Below are 22,943 nucleotides of genomic sequence, written 5' to 3' on the forward strand. Positions count from 1 at the left end.
CTCTGTCAACAGAATTTTCTTTATCTTTCATTTTCTTTTAATGTTTTGAACTTATTTACATTATTCATTACATTATCAACCATATGCAGCAATTTTTCAGAAGCATTTGCAACTTCCTCAGTAGAACTGCTTAATTCTTCAGCTAAAACAACTATTTCTCTAGAGGATGTAGAAATTTCTTCTGCAGAAGAAGATGAATTTTCCAAACTATTTATTATTATAGATTTTTTATTATTAGCTTCAATAATAGATTTATTAACTAAATTTATTCCTGGTAACAATCTTTCAATATCACTAATTATTTCACCAAAAGAGCTGGCAATACTATTTATAATACCCATTTGACTTGAAAATTGAGAATCCACATTTTTAGTGTCAATTACAACATTACTACTTTGTTTAGAAACATTTTTTAAAAGTTCACTAATATTCTGCGAGGACATTTTTGATTGTTCTGCAAGAGTTCTAATTTCATCTGCTACAACACTAAATCCTCTTCCAGCTTCTCCTGCTCTAGATGCTTCTATAGAGGCATTTAATGCAAGTAAGTTAGTTTGATCTGATATATCATTTATTAAATTTGTAATATCATTTATTTTATCAATATTAGAACCTAAATTTTGAATTTTTTCAGCTACAGATTTAAATTTAATATTTAAATCATTTATTGAATTTGTCAATAAGCTTAATTTACTATTACTTTCTTTAGATTTCTCTTTAATATCAATTGCCATTATATCAAATTCGCCCATCATTTTGGCAGTATTTTCTATACTTTTACCAAATTCGTTAAAGTTTTCTTTTATATTGAAAATGTCAGAAGCCTGCTCTGCAGAATTTTCAGATATATTTCCTACTATTAAAGAAACATTTTCTGCTGACGATGACATTTCCTCAGATATGGTATATAGACCTTTAGAATCCTCATGAACATTGCACACATTATGTTTTATACTTATTAAAATATCGCTAATCTTCAATCTAAAATTATTTAAGCAGTTTGCTATTTGTGCAATTTCATCCTTTGTTTTCAACTGAATTTCCCCTTGTAGGTCTCCTTCACTCATATTCATCAATTTACTTTCAATTATATTAATACTATATTTTAATTTTTTTGAAAACAACCATACAGAAACTAAAGATATAATAATGGCAACTGCAATTTCTAAAATTGATATAATAAGAAATGACTTCTTGATATTTTGAAATGTAGAAATATCTTCATCTACACCAATACTAGCTATAACTTGTCCAGATGAATCTTTTATTGGAGCATACGCTGACACATAAGTTCCCCATTTATCTGTGCATGGTTCATTATCAACAACAATTTTACCATCAAAAGCAGTTTTCATTTCATCCACCATTTCATAATCTTCCATGTAATCAGCTGGCTCTGGTGAAGCATCCAAAAGAAATTGTGCAGTTTTATCATCTTTTTTTACATAGACATAAAAGTTCTTTATATCTTTTTTAGCCTTAAACGTTATCATAGAATTCAGCACTTCAGAATATTCTTTAGATTTATTAGACTTATCTTTAATTATTTTCTCCACTTTATCTTTGTCAATAACATTAATTGACTCAGTAACAGACTGTTTTGCTTTATCTTTCAATTGCATTTCTACATTTTTAAATATAATAAAATAACTTATCAAGGATATTACTACAATTATACCAGATACAAAACTAACTAATTTAAAAATTTTAGCACCAAGTTTACTCATAATTCCCCTCCTTATATAACACATACTTGATGTTTTTTTACATTTTATAAACTATATTTCGTTCAATTTATAATATCCTTAACTTATTTTTATGTAATTGTAAATTTAAATATCTATTTGAAATAATAAATTATATGCTGAAAAATTACTATTTCATTTGTTGTATTTCTATAACAGTGAGGTTTATTCGCAAAATATCTAATTGCATCTCCATATGACAGTTTATACACAAGGTCTCCTATCACTGCCTCCATCTCTCCTTTTGCAACAACAATATATTCTTCTGTACCTTCATTATGTGGTACAGATTTATGATTACATCCTGGTTCTAATTCAATAGTAAACACTTCAAATCTCCTAGTATTGTCATAAGGAAACAGTGGATATACCATCATTTTTTTATCATTTTCTAGTATTGGTTTAATATTATTATGAGAAACATAAACAATTTCTCTATTTTCTTCTTCCATAAAATACGAAAAAGATACATTCAATCCTGTAGCTATTTTCCATAATGTAGTTACTGTTGGATTTGAAATACCTTTTTCTATTTGTGCCAGCATTCCCTTACTTACTCCAGTAAGTTCAGCAACCTTATCTAGGCTCAATCCTTTTTGTCTTCTAATATTGTTTAAGTTTTTTCCTATTATTAAATTAAAATCTTTCATTTTTTCCTCCAATGTATTGTATGTTATATTATATATATGTATAATATATTATACATGATTGTTTTAATATTTACTATAATGATTTAACATAAAAATAACAATTAAAGTTAAAGGAGGTAATCTTTATGTCATCTAATTTAAAGAAAAGTGCTCAAAAAGTTCAAACTGTACTCAATGAATTTGGATTTGAACTTAATGTAGTTGAGTTATCAGATTCTACTCGTACTGCGCAGGAAGCAGCAAATACTATAGGTTGCACAGTAAGTCAAATAGCTAAATCATTAATTTTTAAAGGTAAGTCTTCCCAAAAACCTATTCTAATTATAGCAAGCGGCACAAATAGAGTAAATGAAAAAGTTATTAAGGAACATATTGGCGAAAAACTTCAAAAAGCAGATGCTGACTTTGTTTTAGAACACACAGGTTTTGCCATAGGTGGTATTCCCCCTATCGGTCATAAAGATTCTATTATTACATTAATTGATGAAGATTTAATGCAATATGATGAAATATGGGCTGCCGCAGGTACACCTAACGCTGTTTTTAAATTAACTCCAAAAATTTTAGTTGAAATAACAAAAGGAGATGTTATCTCTATCAAATAATTATTAACTCAACTTTCTCACATATAATTTGGGGTTAATATAAGCGCATTGCGACGTAAGTTGCAGTAGAAGTTTGGATTTTAACTTTTATTCCATGATATATGGTAAGGGTGTCATCACGGCTAAATGTTTTAATTATTCTAAAGCTCGAAATTTTTGAAAGCCTAAGAACTTTGTCAAACTCGGTTCCCTCATACAGGACTAAAGTTCTAAGGCTTTCAAAAATTTTGAGCTAAGAATAATACTAAAACAATTTAGCTAATGTGATGACACTATTACCATATATCACTGCATAAAAGTTAAAATCCAAACTAGTAACTTCAAATGTATGCATCTAATTGCATTGTTATAGATACCTTTGGTAAAAAAAGTATATTTATAGCAATAACTTATAACGCTGAAAATTAATGCCGAGTATACTCTTGTACTAATATATTTAGTTCAAAAAAATAATTATTTTTTAATTTATGGAATGAATTTAAAACAAATTTATCATTTAGTGTATTAAAAAATGTATAAATATTTGAAATACAGTTAATAATCAACCAACTTACTATTTTTGCAGGCTTCGTCATAGAATATTATTTAAAAAAACAAAATGTGTAAAAACTAATTAATAAGTATTATGTGTACACGCAATGCACTAAGAAGTAACTTTCAACTGTATGCAGACTGATATATGCTGTTAAGGAAGATTCGAACAAATTTTAGAAGTTCTTTGCTTGAGATATTGAAAAATGGCGTAATTTTTGCCAGGACGGCAAAAGCTCCGAAAGCGACAGGACGTCGCATTTGAGGAGGTAGTCATTTTTCAATATCTCAAGCATTAGAACTTCTTAATGAAGTGAGTTTTCCTTAACAGCATATATCAGCCGGAATACAGTTGAAAGTTACTTCGCTTACATACGCTTGTGTCACATAATTTTTAAATTGCAGAAGCAGAATATGAAAGAAATTGAAAATTAGTATTGACTATATAGTTATTATACACCTTAAAATCTTAAGTAAGTAGATAAAAAAGAAAGGAGCAATATCTTGGAAAAATATCTATCAATAAGTGAAATGGCCTCAATACATAATATTTCAAGACAAACTCTTATTTATTATGACAAAATAGGATTATTTAAGCCAACTAATGTTGATGACAAAGGCTACAGATACTATAGTCCTTATCAGATTCCATTCTTAAGAGAAATTTGTTTTCTAAAATTTATAGGCATCAAGCTTGATGATATAAAAAAACATATAGAACATAGAAATCTTACTTCAGCTATTTCCTTATTGGAATACCATAAAGAATTTGTAGATGAAGAAATTAAAAGCTTGTTATCCATTCGTGAACTTATTAAGCAAAGATTAAATGTATATACAAACGTTGATCAATTTAAAGATGAACTTTGCAAACCTATAATAGAAGAATTTGCTGAAAGAAAAGCGCTATTTATTCCTTTTGAAAATGAAATATCTAAAAAGGAACTACACCTTACTAGTATGAAGGCATATAATATTCTAAATAAAATCGGAATACTTTCTCCCAAAAAATTTGGTACTATTATAATGAAAAATCAATTAACGGAAAAATACATATTTCAGGGTGCTGGAGTATTTTCAATAATATCTTCAATATCTTCTGATAATAACATGGAAAACATTATTACTCTTCCCTCTGGAAAGTATGTTTGCATGTATAAATACGGTATGCCTTATGATACTAAATTTTTATACCAGTTAATAGAATGGATTAACGATAATAGTTATAAAATTACAGGAAATATAATTGATATGTGCCTTTTGGATACTACTTTTTATGATGAAAATACAAATGTTGACTTTTGTCAATTACAAATTCCTGTAGAAAAAATTTAATATATTTTAATTTTTAGGAGGATTACATATGAATGAAAAAAATAAAATAACTGATTTGCGTTCTGCCATAAAATTATTAGCATCAATACCAGGACAGTTAATTGAAACTAATGAACCTGTAGATCCTCATGCAGAACTATCTGGCGTGTATCGTTATATTGGTGCTGGTGGAACAGTAATGCGTCCAACAAAAATTGGACCTGCTATGATTTTTAATAATGTTAAAGGTCATAAAAATGCAAGAGTTATTATTGGACTTTTAGCCAGTCGTGAGAGAGTTGGCCTTATGCTTGATTCGAAACCAGAAAAATTAGGATTTCTATTGAATGAAGCTGTAAAAAAACCAATTGCACCAGTAATAATTCCTCAAACTGAAGCAGTTTGTCAGGAAGTTGTTCATTATGCAGATGATCCAAATTTTGATATTAGAAAATTGGTACCTGCACCAACTAATACAGAAGAAGATGCTGGCCCATATATCACCATGGGCATGTGCTATGCTTCTGATCCAGAAAGTGGCGAATCCGATATTACAATACATCGTTTATGCTTACAAAGTAAGGATGAAATTTCAATGTACTTCGTACCAGGTGCTCGTCATTTAGAAGTGTTTCGTGAAAAAGCAGAAAAATTAAATAAACCATTGCCAATTTCTATTAGTATAGGTGTTGATCCTGCCATTGAAATTGCATCATGTTTTGAACCACCAACGACTCCCCTTGGGTTTAATGAATTAAGCATTGCTGGTGCCATTAGAGGAATACCTGTTAAACTAACCAACTGTTTAACAATTAACGAAAAAGCTATTGCTAATGCAGAATATGTTATAGAAGGAAATTTACTTCCTAATGTACGTGTTAGAGAAGATCAAAATACAAATACAGGGAAAGCCATGCCAGAATTTCCTGGATACACTGGACCAGCTTGCAGTGAACTGCCAGTAATTAAGGTAAAAGCTGTTACTCATAGAATAAATCCAATAATGCAGACTTGCATTGGACCAAGTGAAGAACATGTTAGTATGGCTGGTATTCCAACAGAAGCAAGTATACTACAAATGATAGAAAAAGCCATGCCAGGCAGACTCTTAAATGTTTATGCACATCCATCAGGTGGTGGCAAATATATGGCTATTTTACAATTTAAAAAAAGTAAACCAAGTGATGAAGGACGTCAAAGACAAGCTGCATTATTGGCATTTTCAGCATTTTCTGAACTTAAGCATGTAATCTTGGTTGATGAAGATGTTGATCCATTTGACAGTAATGATGTAATGTGGGCTCTTAATACACGTTATCAAGGTGATATTGACACAGTATTTATACCCGGCGTACGTTGTCATCCATTAGATCCTTCTCAAAATCCTTATTATAATCCACTACTTAAGGATAAAGGTATTTCTTGTAAAGTAATTTTTGATTGCACAGTACCTTATAATTTAAAAGACAAATTCCAAAGAGCCAAATTTAAAGATGTGGATCCAAGCCGTTTTGCTCCAGAATTATTTAAAAATATAGAATAATAATTTATTTTAACTCATTTATCAAGTTATAGTTTTTATAATATAACTTGATAATATAATTTTAAAAAACTAATTAAAAAAGGTGTTTAAATTTATGGAATATAATGTAACAATTAATAATAAAAAAAGACTAATAATAGGTATGAGTGGTGCAAGTGGTGCCACATTAGGTATTGAAATATTAAAAACACTAAAAAAATATCCTGATTGGGAAAGTCATTTAGTAATTTCTAAAGGTGCAGAACAAACTATACTTGAAGAAACAAATTACAAATTAATAGATGTCATTAACCTAGCAGATAAAACTTATTCACCAAAAGATATTGGTGCAAGCATAGCTAGTGGTACCTTTAGAACCGAAGGTATGGTTATAGTTCCCTGTAGTATGAAAACTGCTGCTGGTATTGCATGTGGTTATTCTGACAACTTACTTTTGAGAGCTGCAGATGTTACTATTAAGGAAAGAAGAAAATTAGTGTTAGTACCTAGAGAAAGTCCTCTAAGCACAATTCATCTAAGAAATTTACTTTCCTTATCCGAGCTAGGTGCAATTATTGTACCTCCAATGATGTCATATTATAATAAACCTGCTAGTATAGAAGATTTGAATACACACATTATTGGTAAAATTCTAGATAAATTTCACATTGAGGTAAATGGATTTAATAGATGGGGAGAAAATGCCATTTATTAAATATTCGGAGGTTAATAAGTGTACGATTTAACTATAGAAAAAGGTAGAATAAAGATTAACTTAAAAGCTATTTTAATAGGAAAAGATTTATGTATCATAATTTCAGGTGGAGATAGCCCTCACATAGGTTCTGTAACTTTAAGTATTCCTAGACCAAGTTTATCAGATTTTAATAAGAATAGTGCAACAACATCTATTTTAAATTTATTAGGACATAAAGATGATGAAGCTGCAAGATATGTATCTCATACCATTTCTTCAAAATTAAATAAAAATGTAGTTGTAACCTGTGGTATTCATGTTGACAATATAACAGTTGAAGAAATTAATATGGTTATGGATATTTTGAAAGAATTAACAAACATGTTGTTATCCAAACTTCCACACAAATATCATCAATAATATATAATTTAACTTAAAATTAAATTATACTTAAAATTAAACTTATTGAATTTTGAATATAGTTGATGTAAAATATAGTTTGTGTTTGTCCAATTATGGCAAATTATTTAATACTATAATGAAAATGGAGTGATTTTGTGGAAAATGGAAGTATGGCAAAAAAAAATTCATTGAAAGTCAAAATAACTGCCAGTGCAGTTGTTGTGCTTTTAGTAGCTATAGCAATATTAACTACTATAATTTTTTATGTTGCAAGTAACAAACTGAAGGGGGAAGTTGAACAGCAAGGAATAAGTTTAGTTAAAGAAATAACTTCAGAAATGGAAACTAATAAGGCTATGTCAAATCAAATAGATGCTGTTTTAGGTGATAAAATGACTTCAGTAGGCTATTTAATAGGACAAAATCCATCAGTATCCGATGAATATTTAAAGGAAATAGCCTCCAAAATAGGTGTTCAAGAAATAGACATAGCTAACGCTCAAGGAATTATAACACATTCTAATATGCCTGCTAATATCAATTTTAATTATAAGGATAATGCAAACGTGCAAGCAATATTAAAAGGAAAGCAAGAAAAAGCTGTAGAAGCCATAAGAAAAAGTTCATATATAGGTGATGGTAATTATTATAAATATGGTGAAATAGCCATACCTGGTGGCGGAATAGCTCAAGTAGGTATTATAGCAAACGAAATAGCAAAGCTTAATGATTCTATAAGTGAACAAAATCTTGTAAGCAGATTACTAAAAGGTTCAAATATAGTTTATGCTGCCACTATGGATAAAAATGCAAAGGTTACTGCCCATAGTGATAAGAGTAAAACTGGAACTATTCTAGCAGATACAGGAAGTAAATCCGCAATTCAAGACGGAAAAATAAGTTCTTATGTAAAAAGTTATAACGGACATGGAGTATATGATATTACAATCCCATTACACAGTGGTGAAAATGTAGCAGGAGCTGTACAAATAGGAATTTCCTTGGCAAGTCAAAATGCAGCATTAAGAAACATAGCTATAATCTCCTTAGTGGTAGCATTATTGGCAGTTATACTAGGAGGATTTATAATAATAACAATAGTATCTAATAATCTAAAGCCTTTAGCTAAACTTGCTGAAGTTGCAGAAGAGGCAGCAAAAGGAGACCTTACTAAATCCGTAGAAATTAAGTCACAGGATGAAATAGGAATGGTAGCTGTAAGCTTTAACAATATGATTGAAAATTTAAGAAGTATTACTAATAAAATAAATAGTATGTCACAAAACATTGCAGCGTCATCAAGCAGTCTTTTATCATCTGCACAGCAAGCAGCAGAAGTATCAGAAGAAATCTCAAGCTCCACGGAAGAAGTTGCTGATGGTGCAGAAAAACAAGTTAAAGCTACAGAGGAAATATCTATTTCATTAAAAAAAGCTGTAGATAATATGACATCTATAAGAAATCAAGTTAAATCAGTAGTAGAGTTTTCTGAGAATACAAGCAATCTTGCTTCTGATGGAAGAGACAAAATGAATAACATGGTAACCCAAATAGGTGTTATAAAAAATAGTGTAATTTATTCATCAAAAGTAATTGTGGAACTTCAAGAAACTTCTAAACAAATAGGAAGCATAGTAGAACTTATAGATGGTATAGCTGATCAAACTAATTTACTTGCTTTAAATGCCTCAATTGAAGCAGCCAGAGCTGGAGAAGCTGGTAAAGGCTTTGCCGTAGTTGCTGATGAAGTAAGAAATCTTGCAGAAGAATCAATGAAATCTTCTAATAATATAAAGGAATTAATAGCTGCAACTCAAAGTAAAACAGAAAAAGCTCTTTCCTCCATCGAAGAAGGAACTAAAGAATCCATAAAAGGAGAAGAAATTGTAACAGTAGTAGGAGAATCTCTACACGAAATACTAAAATCCTTTAATGATACAAAAGAGTACCTTGAAAAAGTTAATTTGATGGTAGAAGAATCAAATAATAGCATAAATCAAGTAAATGAAAATGCAGATGAAATTCAAAATATATCTACAAATACTGCTGCAAGTACAGAAGAAATAGCAGCATCTACACAAGAACAGTCTGCTGCGCTTCAAGAAATATCCCGTAATGTACAGGATCTTTCAACTTTAGCAGGAGATTTAGAAAACAGTATAAAAATATTTAAACTTTAAAAAAGTCATAAATTTTCAAAATATATAAGCTGCCAAAAATAACTAGGCAGCTTATTTTTTATAAAAAATAGTGATCAAATTTAAATATCAAGCATTAAAATGCATTTACATACATTTGTTTTATTTCACTTATTAATGGATATCTAGGGTTTGCACCTGTACATTGATCATCAAAAGCTAATTCTGACATTTTATCTAAAGTAGCATAAAATTTTTCTTCTGTTACTCCTGCTTCTTTAATACTTTCTGGAATATTTATCTTAGCTTTTAATTCATCTATAGCATTTATTAATAATTGTACTTTTTCATCGTCTGTTGACCCACCTAAGTTAAGGTAATCTGCTATTCTAGCATATCTCTTTTTTATATTTGGATACTTATATTGTGGAAATGCAGCTTGTTTTCTTGGATTTTCTACTGCATTAAATTTTATAACTTCATTTATAAGTAGTGCATTGGCAATGCCATGTGGTACGTGATGAGTTGATCCTAATTTATGTGCCATTGAATGACATACTCCTAAAAATGCATTAGCAAATGCCATACCAGCTATTGTTGAAGCATGCGCCATTTTTTCTCTTGCCTTTATACTTGTTGTTCCTTCACTGTAAGCTATTGGTAAATACTTAAATATCAATCTTATTGCTTCTAACGCTAATCCATTAGTATATTCTGAAGCCATTATTGATACATAAGCTTCTATTGCATGAGTTAGTGCATCTATTCCTGAAGCTGCTGTTAATCCTTTTGGCATACCCATCATAAGTTCAGCATCAATTATAGCCATATTTGGAGTTAATTCATAATCAGCTAATGGATATTTAGCTCCTGTTTTTTCATCAGTAATTACTGCAAAAGGTGTTACTTCTGATCCTGTTCCTGCTGATGTTGCAACAGAAATCATCATTGCTTTTTCACCCATCTTAGGAAAAGTATATACTCTCTTTCTTATATCCATAAATCTCATAGCTAAATCTTCAAATCTTACTTCCGGATGTTCATACATTACCCACATAATCTTAGCAGCATCCATTGCTGAACCACCACCAACTGCTATAATAGTATCTGGATTAAATGATAACAATTCTTCTGCACCTTTTTTAGCTGTAGCTAGGGTTGGATCTGGTTCTACATCTGTAAATATTTTATATGAAATTTTCAATTCTTCAAGAATCTTTGTAACTCTATCTATATAACCTAATTGATAAAGAACTTTATCTGTTACTATAAATACTTTTTTCTTATCCAAAATATCTAATTCTTTTAATGCAACTCCAAGACTACCATATTTAAAATAAACCTTTTCAGGAACTCTAAACCAAAGCATATTTTCTCTCCTCTCAGCAACACTTTTTATATTTAATAAGTGTTTAGGTCCAACATTTTCTGATACGGAGTTTCCTCCCCATGAACCACAACCTAATGTTAATGAAGGAGCTAGTTTAAAGTTATATATGTCTCCTATAGCACCTTGTGCTGAAGGCATATTTATTAATGTTCTACCAGTCTTCATAGTTTCTCTAAATTTTTCTACTTTTACTTTTTCAGTTATTGCATTTACATATAATACAGATGTATGACCCATTCCACCGAGTTCAACTAATCTTCCAGCTTTTAAAAGAGCTTCATCAAAATTTTTAGCTCTATACATAGCTAAAACTGGAGATAACTTTTCATGTGAAAATGGCTCTTCTGAATGCTCCACTGATTTTACTTCTCCTATAAGAACTTTAGCATCTTCTGGAACTTTAACTCCTGCCATTTCTGCTATTTTATAAGCACTCTGACCAACGATACCAGCATTTAATGTACCATTAACTAAGAGTATTTTTCCAACTTTAGTTGTTTCATCCTTACTTAAAATATAAGCTCCTCTATGAGCAAATTCTTTCTTAACTTCTTCATATATTGAATCTACAACTACTACCGACTGCTCTGAAGCACAAATCATACCATTATCAAAAGTTTTGGAAAGAAGTATTGAATTTACTGCCATTTTAATATCAGCACTTTCATCAATTAAAGCAGGTGTGTTACCAGGACCAACCCCTATAGCAGGTTTACCTGAAGAATAAGCTGCTTTAACCATACCTGGACCACCTGTTGCAAGGATTATATCAGCTTCTTTCATTACTATCTGTGAAAGTTCAATAGAAGGTTCATCTATCCAACCTATAATTCCTTTAGGAGCACCTGCTTTAACTGCAGCATCAAGAACTAACTTAGCTGCTGCAATAGTACACTTTTTTGCTCTTGGATGTGGTGAAAAAATTATACCATTTCTTGTTTTCAAAGCTAATAATGCTTTAAATATTGCTGTAGATGTTGGATTTGTTGTTGGAATTACTGCTGCAATCACACCTACAGGTTCTGCAATTTTAACCATTCCAAAGCCTTCATCTTCTTCCAAAATCCCACAAGTTTTTTCATTTTTATACTTATTATATATGTATTCTGCAACAAAATGATTTTTTATAACCTTATCCTCTACAATTCCCATTTTAGTTTCTTCCACTGCCATTTTAGCTAGATCTATTCTGGCACTGTTAGCTGCTAGTGCTGCTTGCCTGAAAATTTCATCTACTTGTTCCTGAGTAAAACTCCCAAATTTTTTTTGAGCATTTTGCACTTCCTGCATTTTTTTCATCAGTTCTTCAACATTAGTTACCTTCATCAATAACACCCCTTTTATGTTTTTTATTGTCATCATAAACAAAAATTTCAAAGTCACATACAAGTGGAAACTTAACCAAGTTTTATTTCACTTTTATTAATACAAAATTATTTTTCTCTCCTCAATTTTTATTATTCATTAAAAAACAATAAAAATGGTGCTTCAAAGCTCCTTTGAAACACCATTTTTTATTACTTATTTATTTTTTCTTTTTTTCCTTAGTTGCTGCAACTTCTTTAAGTGCTGCAGATTTATCAAAAACATTTATATACATTTGTTTAAGTTCACTTATCAACGGATATCTTGGGTTAGCTCCTGTACATTGATCATCAAAAGCTTTTTCTGACATATCATCAAGAGTTGCATAGAAATTTTCTTCACTAACTCCAGCTTCTTTTATAGTCATTGGCATATTAACCTTTGCTTTTAAATCATCTATAGCATTAACTAATAATTGAACTTTTTCATCATCAGTTTTTCCACCTAATCCTAAGAAGTCAGCAATTCTAGCATATCTAGCTTTAGCATTTGGATATTTGTACTGTGGAAATGCTGCTTGTTTTATTGGATTATCTACTGCATTAAATTTAATAACTTCATTTATTAATAATCCATTAGCAACTCCGTGTGGAACGTGATGCTGTGCTCCTAGCTTATGTGCCATTGAGTGACATACTCCTAAGAATGCATTAGCAAATGCCATACCAGCAATACATGAAGCATGACCCATTTTTTCTCTTGCTTCTTTATTAGTTGTACCTTCGTTGTATGCAAGTGGTAGATATTTAAATATTGTTTCTATAGCTTCTAATGCTAATCCATTTGTAAATTCAGAAGCCATTATTGATACATAAGCTTCAAGAGCATGTGTTAACGCGTCTACACCTGATGCAGCCGTTAATCCTCTTGGCATACCCATCATTAATTCTGCATCTACTATAGCCATATTAGGAGTTAAAGCATAGTCAGCTAATGGATATTTCTGTCCTGTTTTTTCATCAGTAATAACTGCAAAAGGAGTAACTTCTGAACCAGTACCAGCTGATGTTGCTACTGATATCATCATAGCTTTTTCACCCATCTTAGGGAATGTAAATACTCTCTTTCTTATATCCATAAATCTCATAGCAAGATCTTCGAAGGCTACTTCTGGGTGCTCATACATTACCCACATAATCTTAGCAGCATCCATTGCTGATCCACCACCAACAGCTATAATTGTATCTGGATCGAAGCTTAACAATTGTTCAGTACCTTTTTTAGCTGTAGCTAAAGTTGGATCTGGTTCAACATCTGTAAATATTTTATAAGCAACACCTATTTCATCAAGAACTTTTGTAACCTTATCAACATATCCTAATTGATAAAGAACTTTATCTGTTACTATGAATGCTTTCTTCTTATTTAATTCTTTAAGTTCTTTTAATGCAACTGGAAGGCATCCATATTTGAAGTAAACTTTTTCAGGAACTCTAAACCAAAGCATATTTTCTCTCCTCTCAGCTACACTCTTAACATTTATTAAGTGTTGTGGTCCAACGTTTTCCGATACAGAGTTTCCTCCCCATGTACCGCAACCTAATGTTAGTGAAGGATTCAACTTAAAGTTAAACAAATCACCTATACCACCGTGTGATGAAGGAGTATTTATTAATGTTCTACAAGTCTTCATAGTAGCAGAGAATTTTGCTATTTTATCTTTTTCCTTCATATCGTCCACATATAATGATGAAGTATGTCCATATCCACCGTGTTCAACAAGTACTTTAGCTTTTGCAAGTGCATCTTCAAAGTTTTTACCTCTATATAATCCTAAAACAGGAGATAATTTTTCATGTGCAAATGGTTCTTCCAGTCCAACTGATTCAACTTCACCTATAAGAACTTTAGCTGTTTTAGGAACTGTTACTCCTGCAAGTTCAGCTATTTTATAAGCAGGTTGTCCAACGATTTTAGCATTTAAAGCTCCATTTATTAATATTACGCTTCCAACCTTAGGCACTTCATCCTTCTTTAAGATGTAAGCTCCTCTATCTTCAAATTCCTTTTTCACCTTATCATATACTGAATCAACTGCTACAACTGATTGCTCAGAAGCACAAATCATACCATTGTCAAAAGTTTTTGAAAGAAGTATTGAATTTACAGCCATTTTAATATCAGCCGAATCATCAATTATAGCTGGTGTATTACCAGGACCAACGCCTAAAGCTGGTTTACCTGATGAATAAGCAGCTTTTACCATTCCTGGACCACCTGTTGCAAGGATTATATCGGCTTCTTTCATTACTATTCCAGATAACTCAACTGTTGGTTCATCTACCCATCCAATTATTCCTTCTGGAGCACCAGCTTTAACTGCCGCATCAAGTACTATCTTAGCTGCAGCTATAGTACATTTTTTTGCTCTTGGGTGAGGTGAGAAAACTATACCATTTCTAGTTTTTAATGCTATTAAAGCTTTAAAAATTGCAGTTGAAGTTGGATTTGTTGTTGGAACAACTGCAGCAATAACTCCTATTGGTTCTGCAATTTTAGTAAAACCAAAGGCTTCATCCTTTTCTATAACACCACAAGTTTTTAAGTCTTTGAACTTGTTATATATGTATTCTGAAGCAAAGTGATTCTTAATAACCTTATCTTCAACTATTCCCATGCCACTTTCTTCTGCTGCCATTTTGGCAAGCGGAATTCTAGCATTATTTGCTGCTATAGATGCTTGTCTAAAAATTTCATCAACTTGTTCTTGAGTGTAAGTAGCAAATTTCTTTTGAGCATTTCTTACTTCTGCCATTTTTTTCATTAATTCTTCAACGTTTGTAACTTTCATCAAGGACACCTCTTTCTTATTTTTAACAAAATACTTTCAGAATAGTCTCACAATTAAAAGTAATTTGTTTTACTCTGATTCATTTTTTGTGTTTTTTATTTTTCATGCTATTTGTTTTGCTGTTTTCTATTATGCATGATAGTTTATTATTTGTCAAATATTTTTTTATTTTTCCGTTAAAAACATTGTTTTTGTATATTTTTCTACAAATTACGTCTGTTTTTTACTTTTTTATCGTTATTTTTTTAACAATCAAAGTATGCATTATAGGTAATATTTATTACTTTTATGCATTTTTTGTAATAAAGATAATGACTATTATTCACGTATTTTATTCATTTTTCTGTATTCTTGAATAATTTCATCTTGTTTATTCGTAAAAATATGTTTAACAAAGATTTCATATTTCTTTGATATTTATTGTTAATTTTTAATTCGTTTGTATATAAAATAACGAGAATACCAAAGTAAAATAGAGCTGCAATTGATTTCAACTGCAGCTCATTCTTAATTTTAAGATAATACTAAATATATTAAGCCATTTTTAATTCTTCAACAAATTTTCTCACATCATTTATTATATCTTCTTTATTTTTTCCATTTTCTATTTTTTTAATTACTGCACTTCCTACAATTATGCCTTCACAATATGGTTTAAATCCTGCAGCCATTTCTGATGACGATATTCCAAAACCTAATGCTTTAGGAAGATTTGTATATTCTGAAATTGTATTCATATAGCCTTCCACATTTGTACTTATATCATTTCTTACACCTGTAACTCCATTTACAGAAACACAATATACAAAACCTTTGGCATCTTTCACAATATTTTTTATTCTTTCTTTAGATGTAGGTGCCACAAGAGGAATAATATCCACATCATATTTTTCCCCTATAGCTATAATATCCTTTCTTTCTTCTATAGGAAGATCAGGTATTATAATACCATCTATGCCACTCTCATTAGATTCTTTCATAAATTTCTCCATACCATATTTAAATATTGAATTGTAATAAACAAGATATACTAGAGGAACTTGTGTCTTTTTTCTTATTCTTTTTACTGTATCCATTATTTTTACTATTTTAGCTCCATTTTTAAGCGCTCTATTTGAAGACGCTTGTATTGTAACTCCATCAGCTAACGGATCTGAATAAGGTATTCCAAGTTCTATTATGTCCGCTCCAGCTTCTTCCATAGCAAGCACAAGGTCTACGGTAGTATCTAAATTAGGATCTCCAGCAGTTATAAATGGTATTAATGCTTTTTCTCCATTTTTTCTAAGCTCATTAAATTTTAAATCTATTCTATTCATTATAATTCTACCCCCATTATATTTGCTATAGTATTTATATCCTTATCTCCTCTTCCAGATAAATTAACAATAATGATATTATCCTTGTTGAGCTTAGGTGCTAATTTCATTACATAGGCTAGTGCATGAGAACTTTCAAGTGCTGGTATTATTCCTTCAATATGAGATAAATAATTAAAAGCTTCTAGTGCTTCTTTATCTGTCACAGCTTCATAACTTGCTCTTTTACTATCATAGTAATATGCATGTTCTGGACCTACTCCTGGATAATCAAGCCCTGCAGATATTGAATAAGCTGGAAGTATTTGTCCATCTTCATCTTGAAGTACATAAGTCATCATACCATGTATTACGCCTATAGAACCTTTTGATATGGTAGCTGCATGTTCCTCTGTATCCAAACCTTTGCCAGCAGCTTCTACTCCTACTAATTTTACAGAAGTATCGCATACAAAAGGATAAAAAATTCCCATAGAATTACTTCCACCACCAACACAAGCAACCACATAATCAGGTAACTTGCCTTCTTTTTCTAATATTTGTTTTCTAGCTTCATCTCCAATTACCCTTTGAAAATCTCTAACCATAGTTGGATATGGATGTGGTCCCATTACAGAACCAATTACATAAAATGTATCATCTATATTTGATACCCAATCCCTCATAGCCTCATTTACTGCATCTTTAAGGGTACCTGTGCCTGTTGTTACTGAGCTTACCTTAGAGCCCAATATTTTCATTTTAAATACATTAAGAGCTTGTCTTTCAATATCCTCTTTTCCCATAAATATTTCACAATCCATACCAAACATAGCTGCTGCTGTAGCTGTAGCCACACCATGCTGACCAGCACCTGTTTCAGCTATAACTCTCTTCTTACCCATTCTTTTAGCAAGTAAAACTTGTCCTAAAGCATTATTTATTTTATGTGCTCCTGTATGATTTAAATCTTCTCTTTTAAGATATATCTTAGCTCCTCCTAAGTCCTCAGTTAAGTTCTTTGCAAAATACAATGGATTTTCTCTTCCTACATAATCTTTAAGATAATACTTATATTCATCCATAAATTCTTTATCTTGTACAGCTTCATTAAATTCCTTTTCCAACTCTATAAGAGCATTCATTATAGTTTCTGGTACATATTGTCCTCCAAATTTTCCAAATCTTCCATTCATAAAAATTCCTCACTTTCATTTATGTTTATATTAAATTTCTTTTCCTATATCCTGTTTTCTAACTTTATCTATGAATTGTTTTATTTTTTCAAAGCTTTTTATTCCACTTTCTTCTACACCACTTGATACATCTACTGCATAAGGTTTTACAATATTTATAGCTTGAGTGATATTATAAAAATTCAATCCACCTGCTAAAACTACTTTCTTATTTATATTTAGGTTATCTAGTAACTCCCAATTAAAGCTCCTTCCTGTACCGCCAGAACTTCCCTTCACACCACTGTCTATAAGTACTGCTTCAACATCATATCTGCATATTTTATTTATTTCATCTTCATAAAACTTAATCTTAACATCATCTTTTAGATTATGAGATACATCAATACTTATGCTTTTCCATATTTTAAATGGAACTAGTTCCTTTATATAATTCTCATCTTCCATGCCATGTAACTGTATCACATCTAATTTTAAAATTTCTGCTGTATTTCTTACTTCTTCCAAAGGATTATTTTGAAAAACTCCAACTCTTTTTATATTCTTATCTAATTTTTCTATAAGTTGAGCTCCGAGTTCTAAATTAATTTGCCGCTTACTTTTGCAAAATACAAATCCTGCATATTCAGGCTTTAATTCATTTAAAAATTGTACATCTTCAATTCGTCTTATTCCACACACTTTTACTAAAGCCATATGATACTCCTTTTCTAAATGCACTAATATAATTTTTTTGACTGCTCAATAAATCCATTTAACTTGTCTATATTTCCAATATTCCTCATAAAAGTTTCTCCTATAAGTACTGCATTTACACCTAAGCCTTTTAAATATCTTATATCCTCTGGAGTCTTTATAGCACTTTCAGATACTATTAAAATTTCAGAAGGTACATTCTTTATAAGCCTCTCTGTATTTTTTAAATTCTCTGTAAAATCTTTCAAATTTCTATTATTTATGCCTATAATAGAACAGCCACTTTCTACAGCTATTTTAAGTTCTTCTTCATTATGCACCTCCACTAAACATTGAAGCCCAAGGCTCCTTGCTAAATCATAGTATTCTTTTAATTTATGTTTTAATATAGAAACTATAAGCAATATAGCATCTGCACCTATAGCTTTTGACTGATATATTTGATAAGCATCAATTATAAAATCTTTTCTTAAAATAGGTTTTAAATTTACTTTTTTAACATCATTTATGTAACTATCATCTCCTTTAAAAAAATTCTTTTCAGTAAGCACTGACACTGCATTTATACTTATGTTTTCATATATTTTAGCTATTTCAATATGATTAAAATTTTCTAAAATAACTCCCTTTGAAGGAGATGCTTTCTTTATTTCTGCAATAATTGATATATCCTCATTGCTAATTGCTTTTTTAAAATCTCGTATAACTACATCACTGCATCCTTCCATAACTTTATTTAAGGGCATAATTTCTTTTTCTAATTCTATCTGTTTACTTTTATGTGCTACTATTTCATCCAGTATCATTCCTTATATCAATCCTTTCCAGATACTTAATTAATTTTTTACATATTCATTATCAACCTAAAAATTTATTACTGTAATTTTTTAATTCATTCATCTTCTTGTAAACTTCTCCTGAATCTATAAGTGCTTCTGCCATTTTTACTCCTTCCTTCATATTTTCACACACTTTTCCAACATACAAAGCTGCTGCACTATTAAGTATTACAATATCTCTTTTAGCACCTTTCTTTCCTTGTAAAACTTGAAGGATCGTTACTGCATTTTCTTCAGAACTGCCTCCTGAAATATTATTACTGCTGCTTAGACCTATTTCAAAATATTCTGGATTTATTGTATAATCTGATATTTCTCCATTTTTCAATTCACTTACATAAGTTAGCGATGTAGTAGTTATTTCATCAAGTCCATCTTCTCCACAAACTACCATAGCCCTTTCACAACCTAAATTGGAAAGTACCTTTGCCATAGTATGAGTTAAGCTCTTATCATACACTCCTAAAACTTGTCCTTTAACAAAAGCAGGATTTGTAAGTGGTCCTAATAAATTAAATATTGTTCTTATACCTAATTCTTTTCTTGGAGCAGCCACATTCTTCATAGCATTATGATACTTTTGAGCAAATAAAAAGGCCATTCCTTTTTCATTAATACAGTTTTTTGCTGCTTCTGGCTCTAAATTTATATTAAAGCCCAATTTTTCAAGTACATCTGCACTACCACTTTTACTTGACACTGCTCTGTTTCCATGTTTGGCTACCTTTACTCCAGCTGCTGCAGCAACTAATGCCACTGCTGTAGATATATTAAAGGTCTTCCCTCCATCTCCTCCAGTTCCACAAGTATCAATAACATAGTTTGAACCAAGTTTTAAAGTAATTGCATTATCTCTCATTGCTTTTGCAAATCCAGTTATTTCTTCTGTAGTTTCACCCTTCATTCTAAGACCTGCAAGAAAAGCTCCTATTTGAGAATTAGTTCCTTTACCTGACATAATTTCATTCATAGCATCATAAGCTTCTTTTTCCTTTAAATTTTCCTGAGCTATAATCTTTTTAATTGTTTCCTGTAGCATTACAAATCTCCTTTACAAAATTTTTTATCATTACTTTACCACTTTCAGTAAGAATGGATTCTGGATGAAATTGAAGTCCATAAACTTCATATTTCTTGTGCTTAATTGCCATTATTTCACCATCATCTAAACTTTCACCAGTTATAACAAGTTCTACTGGAAATGTATTTTTTTCTATTACAAGAGAATGATATCTCATAACTGTTATATAGTTTTCTAAATTTTCAAATAACTTATTTTGCTTTATGCTTATTTTAGAAGTCTTTCCATGCATTATATTATTGGCTCTTACTACTTTTCCTCCATAAGCACATCCTATAGCTTGATGCCCAAGGCATATACCTAAAATAGGAATTCTCCCCCCAAATCTTTTTATTGTCTCTATACATATTCCAGCGTTTTCTGGAATTCCAGGTCCTGGTGATAATATAATTCCCTGTGGATTTAAATTTTCTATATCTTCCAAAGATATTTCGTCATTCCTAACAACTTTTATGTTTTTATATATTTCACCAATATACTGGTAAAGATTATATGTAAACGAATCATAATTATCTATTAAAAGTATCATTATATCACCTCTATCATGGCCATAGCCTTATTTAATGTTTCTTCATATTCCTTTTCAGGTATAGAATCATAAACAATACCCGCACCAGCTTGAACATATGCATAACTATCCTTGAACAGTATGGTTCTTATTGCAATGCAGGTATCCATATTACCATTAAAGGAAAAATAGCCAACTGCACCTGAATAAATTCCTCGTTTTGTATTTTCCAATTCATCAATTATCTCCATAGCCCTTATTTTTGGTGCTCCAGATACTGTACCTACAGGTAAACAGGAAGTTAATGCATCTAAATAATGCAAATCATCTCTTATATTTCCTGAAACCTTTGAAACTATGTGCATAACATGGGAATAAAAATCTACATCCATAAATTTATCTAGTTTTACGCTGCCAAACTTGCTTATTTTTCCTATATCATTTCTTCCTAAATCCACTAGCATCAAATGTTCTGCTTTTTCTTTTTCATCCTTTAAGAGTTCATCTTTTAATTTTAAATCTTCCTCTGCATTTTTCCCTCTAGTTCTCGTTCCTGCTATAGGGTTGGTAATCACTCTTCCTGTCTTTACTGCAACTAAACTTTCTGGTGATGAGCCTGCTACTTTAAAATCTTCAAAATCTATATAAAATAGGTAAGGTGAAGGATTTTTAGTTCTCAATCTTCTATATACATCAAAGGGTTTTGATGTACTTTTGATTTTAAGTCTTTGTGATAAAACAACTTGAAATATATCTCCTGCTTTTATATATTCCTTTGCCTTTTCAACCATAGTACAATATTTTTCTTTTGTTACATTAGAAATTACATCTTTCTCATTATTTGCCTCTTTTAATTCATGTATTGTATTACCTCTAACTATAATATCTTTTAGCCTTTTTAAATAACTCACTATATCTTTATAATCCTTTTTTTCATCTGCAGTAACATTATAAATTAAATAAATTTCATGTTTAAAATGATCATAACAAATGAAAGCCTTGTAAAACATAATATAAGTTTCTGGAGTTTTTATGGTATCTTCATTTTCATTGGGTAATCTCTCATACTGTCTTATTACGTCATATCCAACATATCCTATGGCTCCTCCTGTAAATGGTATACAAAGCCCTAGTGATTCATAGCTCTCATTTAAATATTTTTTTATATACTCTAATACATTGCCTTTTACATTTTTTAATCCACTTTCATCTTTTACAACTATGTTTTTTCCATAACTCTTCACCTTCATATAAGGATCCATTCCTGCAAAAGAATACCTTCCTATTTCATTTTCAGAATATATACTCTCAAGTAAAAATTTATTTTTTCCATTTAAGTTATAATAAATTCCTATGGGGGTAATCTCATCTCCATTTACTTTCATAAATAGAGGAAAAGTTTTTTTCAAATTCTTATAATGATAAAATTCTTTTTCTGATAAATTCATTATTTTATACCACCTCTCTTGACTTTAATTGTAATTTGAATACAAAAAAGGCCATTTCATCCTGAAAATGGGACGAAATGACCGTGGTGCCACCCAAATTAGCTTATATTTATAGTGAAAAATAAAAAAGCATTTCATCCATAAAGGACGAAATGCTAAATTTCGTTATGCCACCTAAATACAAAACTATCTCCTACAGGTACAGATTTTACTCGATACCCTGTCCTTTTAACGGTAGACTACCGGCTGCTGCTACTACCATTTCGCATCACACCTTGAAGACCCATTCAATATAGGCTACAGTATTTGGCTCTCACCATTCCAAATTCGCTTAAACTAAACTCCTTATACCTACTCTTTCTTCTCATCGGTTTTAAACAATTAACTTGTTTTATATAATATACTGTTTTATCCATATTGTCAATACTAAATTTTATACTATTTTAAATCTTATTCCATTAATGCCTTCTTTATGTGTTATTAATGCACTTGTAAAAAAGAAAGAAATACTTTTGTCTGCTACAATTTTAATGTCATGATCTACCACTACATCATCATTTTCTTTTTCTTCATCCATAACTATTTCCTTTTCTATTCCACCACAAGCAGCGCCTGTTTTAGCAATTCTTACTGCAGTTTTATTTTGTTCTTTTAACATATTTTTTATAATTTCAACTGTTTTTTCATCAATAGTTACTTTCATATTTTTTCCTTTCCCTTTACCTAT

The 22,943-nt window shown here is 30.5% G+C and carries 18 protein-coding genes and 1 other annotated feature; of the genes, 6 read left to right on the top strand and 12 right to left on the bottom strand.

The window, feature by feature from the left end:
• Positions 1-20: 20 nt before the first annotated feature.
• Positions 21-1,727, bottom strand: a complete 1,707-nt coding sequence (locus tag Ccar_RS07955; RefSeq protein WP_007063709.1) for a methyl-accepting chemotaxis protein — start codon at positions 1,725-1,727, stop codon at positions 21-23.
• A 113-nt stretch (positions 1,728-1,840) separates the two neighbouring features.
• Positions 1,841-2,395, bottom strand: a complete 555-nt coding sequence (locus tag Ccar_RS07960) for a helix-turn-helix domain-containing protein (protein WP_007063708.1) — start codon at positions 2,393-2,395, stop codon at positions 1,841-1,843.
• Between the two features lie 125 nt (positions 2,396-2,520).
• Here Ccar_RS07960 and Ccar_RS07965 point away from each other — a divergent pair, with 125 nt between their 5' ends.
• The 6 genes from Ccar_RS07965 to Ccar_RS07990 all read left to right on the top strand — a co-directional run bounded on the left by Ccar_RS07965 (position 2,521) and on the right by Ccar_RS07990 (position 9,646).
• Positions 2,521-3,000 (top strand): YbaK/EbsC family protein, encoded by a 480-nt coding sequence (locus Ccar_RS07965; RefSeq protein WP_007063707.1) that lies wholly within the window; start codon positions 2,521-2,523, stop codon positions 2,998-3,000.
• A gap of 1,035 nt (positions 3,001-4,035) precedes the next feature.
• Positions 4,036-4,866, top strand: coding sequence for a MerR family transcriptional regulator (locus Ccar_RS07970; protein ID WP_007063212.1), 831 nt, complete (start codon positions 4,036-4,038; stop codon positions 4,864-4,866).
• Between the two features lie 28 nt (positions 4,867-4,894).
• Positions 4,895-6,388: a UbiD family decarboxylase gene (locus Ccar_RS07975; RefSeq protein WP_007063211.1), complete on the top strand. Its 1,494-nt coding sequence runs from the start codon at positions 4,895-4,897 to the stop codon at positions 6,386-6,388.
• Between the two features lie 94 nt (positions 6,389-6,482).
• Positions 6,483-7,082 carry a UbiX family flavin prenyltransferase gene (locus tag Ccar_RS07980; protein ID WP_007063210.1) on the top strand — a complete coding sequence of 200 codons (600 nt, stop codon included), beginning with the start codon at positions 6,483-6,485 and terminating at the stop codon, positions 7,080-7,082.
• An 18-nt stretch (positions 7,083-7,100) separates the two neighbouring features.
• Positions 7,101-7,484 (top strand): prenylated flavin chaperone LpdD, encoded by a 384-nt coding sequence (gene lpdD, locus Ccar_RS07985; protein WP_007063209.1) that lies wholly within the window; start codon positions 7,101-7,103, stop codon positions 7,482-7,484.
• Positions 7,485-7,621: 137 nt separating this feature from the next.
• The gene (locus tag Ccar_RS07990; RefSeq protein ID WP_007063208.1) at positions 7,622-9,646 is read left to right on the top strand and encodes a methyl-accepting chemotaxis protein; all 2,025 of its coding nucleotides are present in this window, start codon (positions 7,622-7,624) and stop codon (positions 9,644-9,646) included.
• Between the two features lie 94 nt (positions 9,647-9,740).
• On the opposite strand, the gene adhE (Ccar_RS07995) is transcribed toward Ccar_RS07990, so the two are convergent.
• The 10 genes from adhE (Ccar_RS07995) to Ccar_RS08040 all read right to left on the bottom strand — a co-directional run bounded on the left by adhE (Ccar_RS07995) (position 9,741) and on the right by Ccar_RS08040 (position 22,919).
• Positions 9,741-12,320, bottom strand: coding sequence for a bifunctional acetaldehyde-CoA/alcohol dehydrogenase (gene adhE / locus Ccar_RS07995; protein WP_007063207.1), 2,580 nt, complete (start codon positions 12,318-12,320; stop codon positions 9,741-9,743).
• A 199-nt stretch (positions 12,321-12,519) separates the two neighbouring features.
• Complete coding sequence (gene adhE / locus Ccar_RS08000; RefSeq protein ID WP_048030020.1) at positions 12,520-15,150, bottom strand: bifunctional acetaldehyde-CoA/alcohol dehydrogenase; 2,631 nt, start codon at positions 15,148-15,150, stop codon at positions 12,520-12,522.
• A gap of 533 nt (positions 15,151-15,683) precedes the next feature.
• Positions 15,684-16,469 carry a tryptophan synthase subunit alpha gene (gene trpA / locus Ccar_RS08005; protein ID WP_007063205.1) on the bottom strand — a complete coding sequence of 262 codons (786 nt, stop codon included), beginning with the start codon at positions 16,467-16,469 and terminating at the stop codon, positions 15,684-15,686.
• Positions 16,469-17,644 carry a tryptophan synthase subunit beta gene (gene trpB, locus Ccar_RS08010; RefSeq protein ID WP_007063204.1) on the bottom strand — a complete coding sequence of 392 codons (1,176 nt, stop codon included), beginning with the start codon at positions 17,642-17,644 and terminating at the stop codon, positions 16,469-16,471. Before trpB ends, trpA begins: the two co-directional genes overlap by 1 nt.
• Before the next feature lie 30 nt (positions 17,645-17,674).
• Positions 17,675-18,340: a phosphoribosylanthranilate isomerase gene (locus Ccar_RS08015; protein ID WP_007063203.1), complete on the bottom strand. Its 666-nt coding sequence runs from the start codon at positions 18,338-18,340 to the stop codon at positions 17,675-17,677.
• A 23-nt stretch (positions 18,341-18,363) separates the two neighbouring features.
• Positions 18,364-19,146, bottom strand: a complete 783-nt coding sequence (gene trpC, locus Ccar_RS08020) for an indole-3-glycerol phosphate synthase TrpC (RefSeq protein WP_007063202.1) — start codon at positions 19,144-19,146, stop codon at positions 18,364-18,366.
• 52 nt (positions 19,147-19,198) lie between these two features.
• Complete coding sequence (trpD, locus tag Ccar_RS08025) at positions 19,199-20,218, bottom strand: anthranilate phosphoribosyltransferase (RefSeq protein ID WP_007063201.1); 1,020 nt, start codon at positions 20,216-20,218, stop codon at positions 19,199-19,201.
• Positions 20,199-20,789: an anthranilate synthase component II gene (locus tag Ccar_RS08030; protein WP_007063200.1), complete on the bottom strand. Its 591-nt coding sequence runs from the start codon at positions 20,787-20,789 to the stop codon at positions 20,199-20,201. The genes trpD and Ccar_RS08030 overlap by 20 nt, the downstream gene beginning before the upstream one ends.
• Positions 20,789-22,216, bottom strand: a complete 1,428-nt coding sequence (gene trpE / locus Ccar_RS08035; RefSeq protein WP_278336747.1) for an anthranilate synthase component I — start codon at positions 22,214-22,216, stop codon at positions 20,789-20,791. The genes Ccar_RS08030 and trpE overlap by 1 nt, the downstream gene beginning before the upstream one ends.
• A 65-nt stretch (positions 22,217-22,281) precedes the next feature.
• Positions 22,282-22,593, bottom strand: a binding site (T-box leader).
• 56 nt (positions 22,594-22,649) lie between these two features.
• Complete coding sequence (locus tag Ccar_RS08040; RefSeq protein WP_007062081.1) at positions 22,650-22,919, bottom strand: iron-sulfur cluster biosynthesis family protein; 270 nt, start codon at positions 22,917-22,919, stop codon at positions 22,650-22,652.
• Positions 22,920-22,943 lie beyond the last annotated feature (24 nt).

Source organism: Clostridium carboxidivorans P7 (assembly GCF_001038625.1).
GTDB classification, from domain to species: Bacteria; Bacillota; Clostridia; order Clostridiales; family Clostridiaceae; genus Clostridium_AM; species Clostridium_AM carboxidivorans.

Excerpts from the sequence above, each read along its gene's own strand:
- adhE (WP_007063207.1), bottom strand. The coding sequence starts at position 12,320 with ATGAAGGTAACTAATGTTGAAGAACTGATGAAAAAAATGCAGGAAGTG.
- trpD (WP_007063201.1), bottom strand. The coding sequence starts at position 20,218 with ATGCTACAGGAAACAATTAAAAAGATTATAGCTCAGGAAAATTTAAAG.
- Ccar_RS07975 (WP_007063211.1), top strand. The coding sequence starts at position 4,895 with ATGAATGAAAAAAATAAAATAACTGATTTGCGTTCTGCCATAAAATTA.
- trpE (WP_278336747.1), bottom strand. The coding sequence starts at position 22,216 with ATGAATTTATCAGAAAAAGAATTTTATCATTATAAGAATTTGAAAAAA.
- trpB (WP_007063204.1), bottom strand. The coding sequence starts at position 17,644 with ATGAATGGAAGATTTGGAAAATTTGGAGGACAATATGTACCAGAAACT.
- Ccar_RS08015 (WP_007063203.1), bottom strand. The coding sequence starts at position 18,340 with ATGGCTTTAGTAAAAGTGTGTGGAATAAGACGAATTGAAGATGTACAA.
- Ccar_RS07955 (WP_007063709.1), bottom strand. The coding sequence starts at position 1,727 with ATGAGTAAACTTGGTGCTAAAATTTTTAAATTAGTTAGTTTTGTATCT.
- Ccar_RS07960 (WP_007063708.1), bottom strand. The coding sequence starts at position 2,395 with ATGAAAGATTTTAATTTAATAATAGGAAAAAACTTAAACAATATTAGA.
- Ccar_RS07980 (WP_007063210.1), top strand. The coding sequence starts at position 6,483 with ATGGAATATAATGTAACAATTAATAATAAAAAAAGACTAATAATAGGT.
- adhE (WP_048030020.1), bottom strand. The coding sequence starts at position 15,150 with ATGAAAGTTACAAACGTTGAAGAATTAATGAAAAAAATGGCAGAAGTA.
- trpA (WP_007063205.1), bottom strand. The coding sequence starts at position 16,469 with ATGAATAGAATAGATTTAAAATTTAATGAGCTTAGAAAAAATGGAGAA.
- Ccar_RS08030 (WP_007063200.1), bottom strand. The coding sequence starts at position 20,789 with ATGATACTTTTAATAGATAATTATGATTCGTTTACATATAATCTTTAC.
- Ccar_RS08040 (WP_007062081.1), bottom strand. The coding sequence starts at position 22,919 with ATGAAAGTAACTATTGATGAAAAAACAGTTGAAATTATAAAAAATATG.
- trpC (WP_007063202.1), bottom strand. The coding sequence starts at position 19,146 with ATGATACTGGATGAAATAGTAGCACATAAAAGTAAACAGATAGAATTA.
- Ccar_RS07965 (WP_007063707.1), top strand. The coding sequence starts at position 2,521 with ATGTCATCTAATTTAAAGAAAAGTGCTCAAAAAGTTCAAACTGTACTC.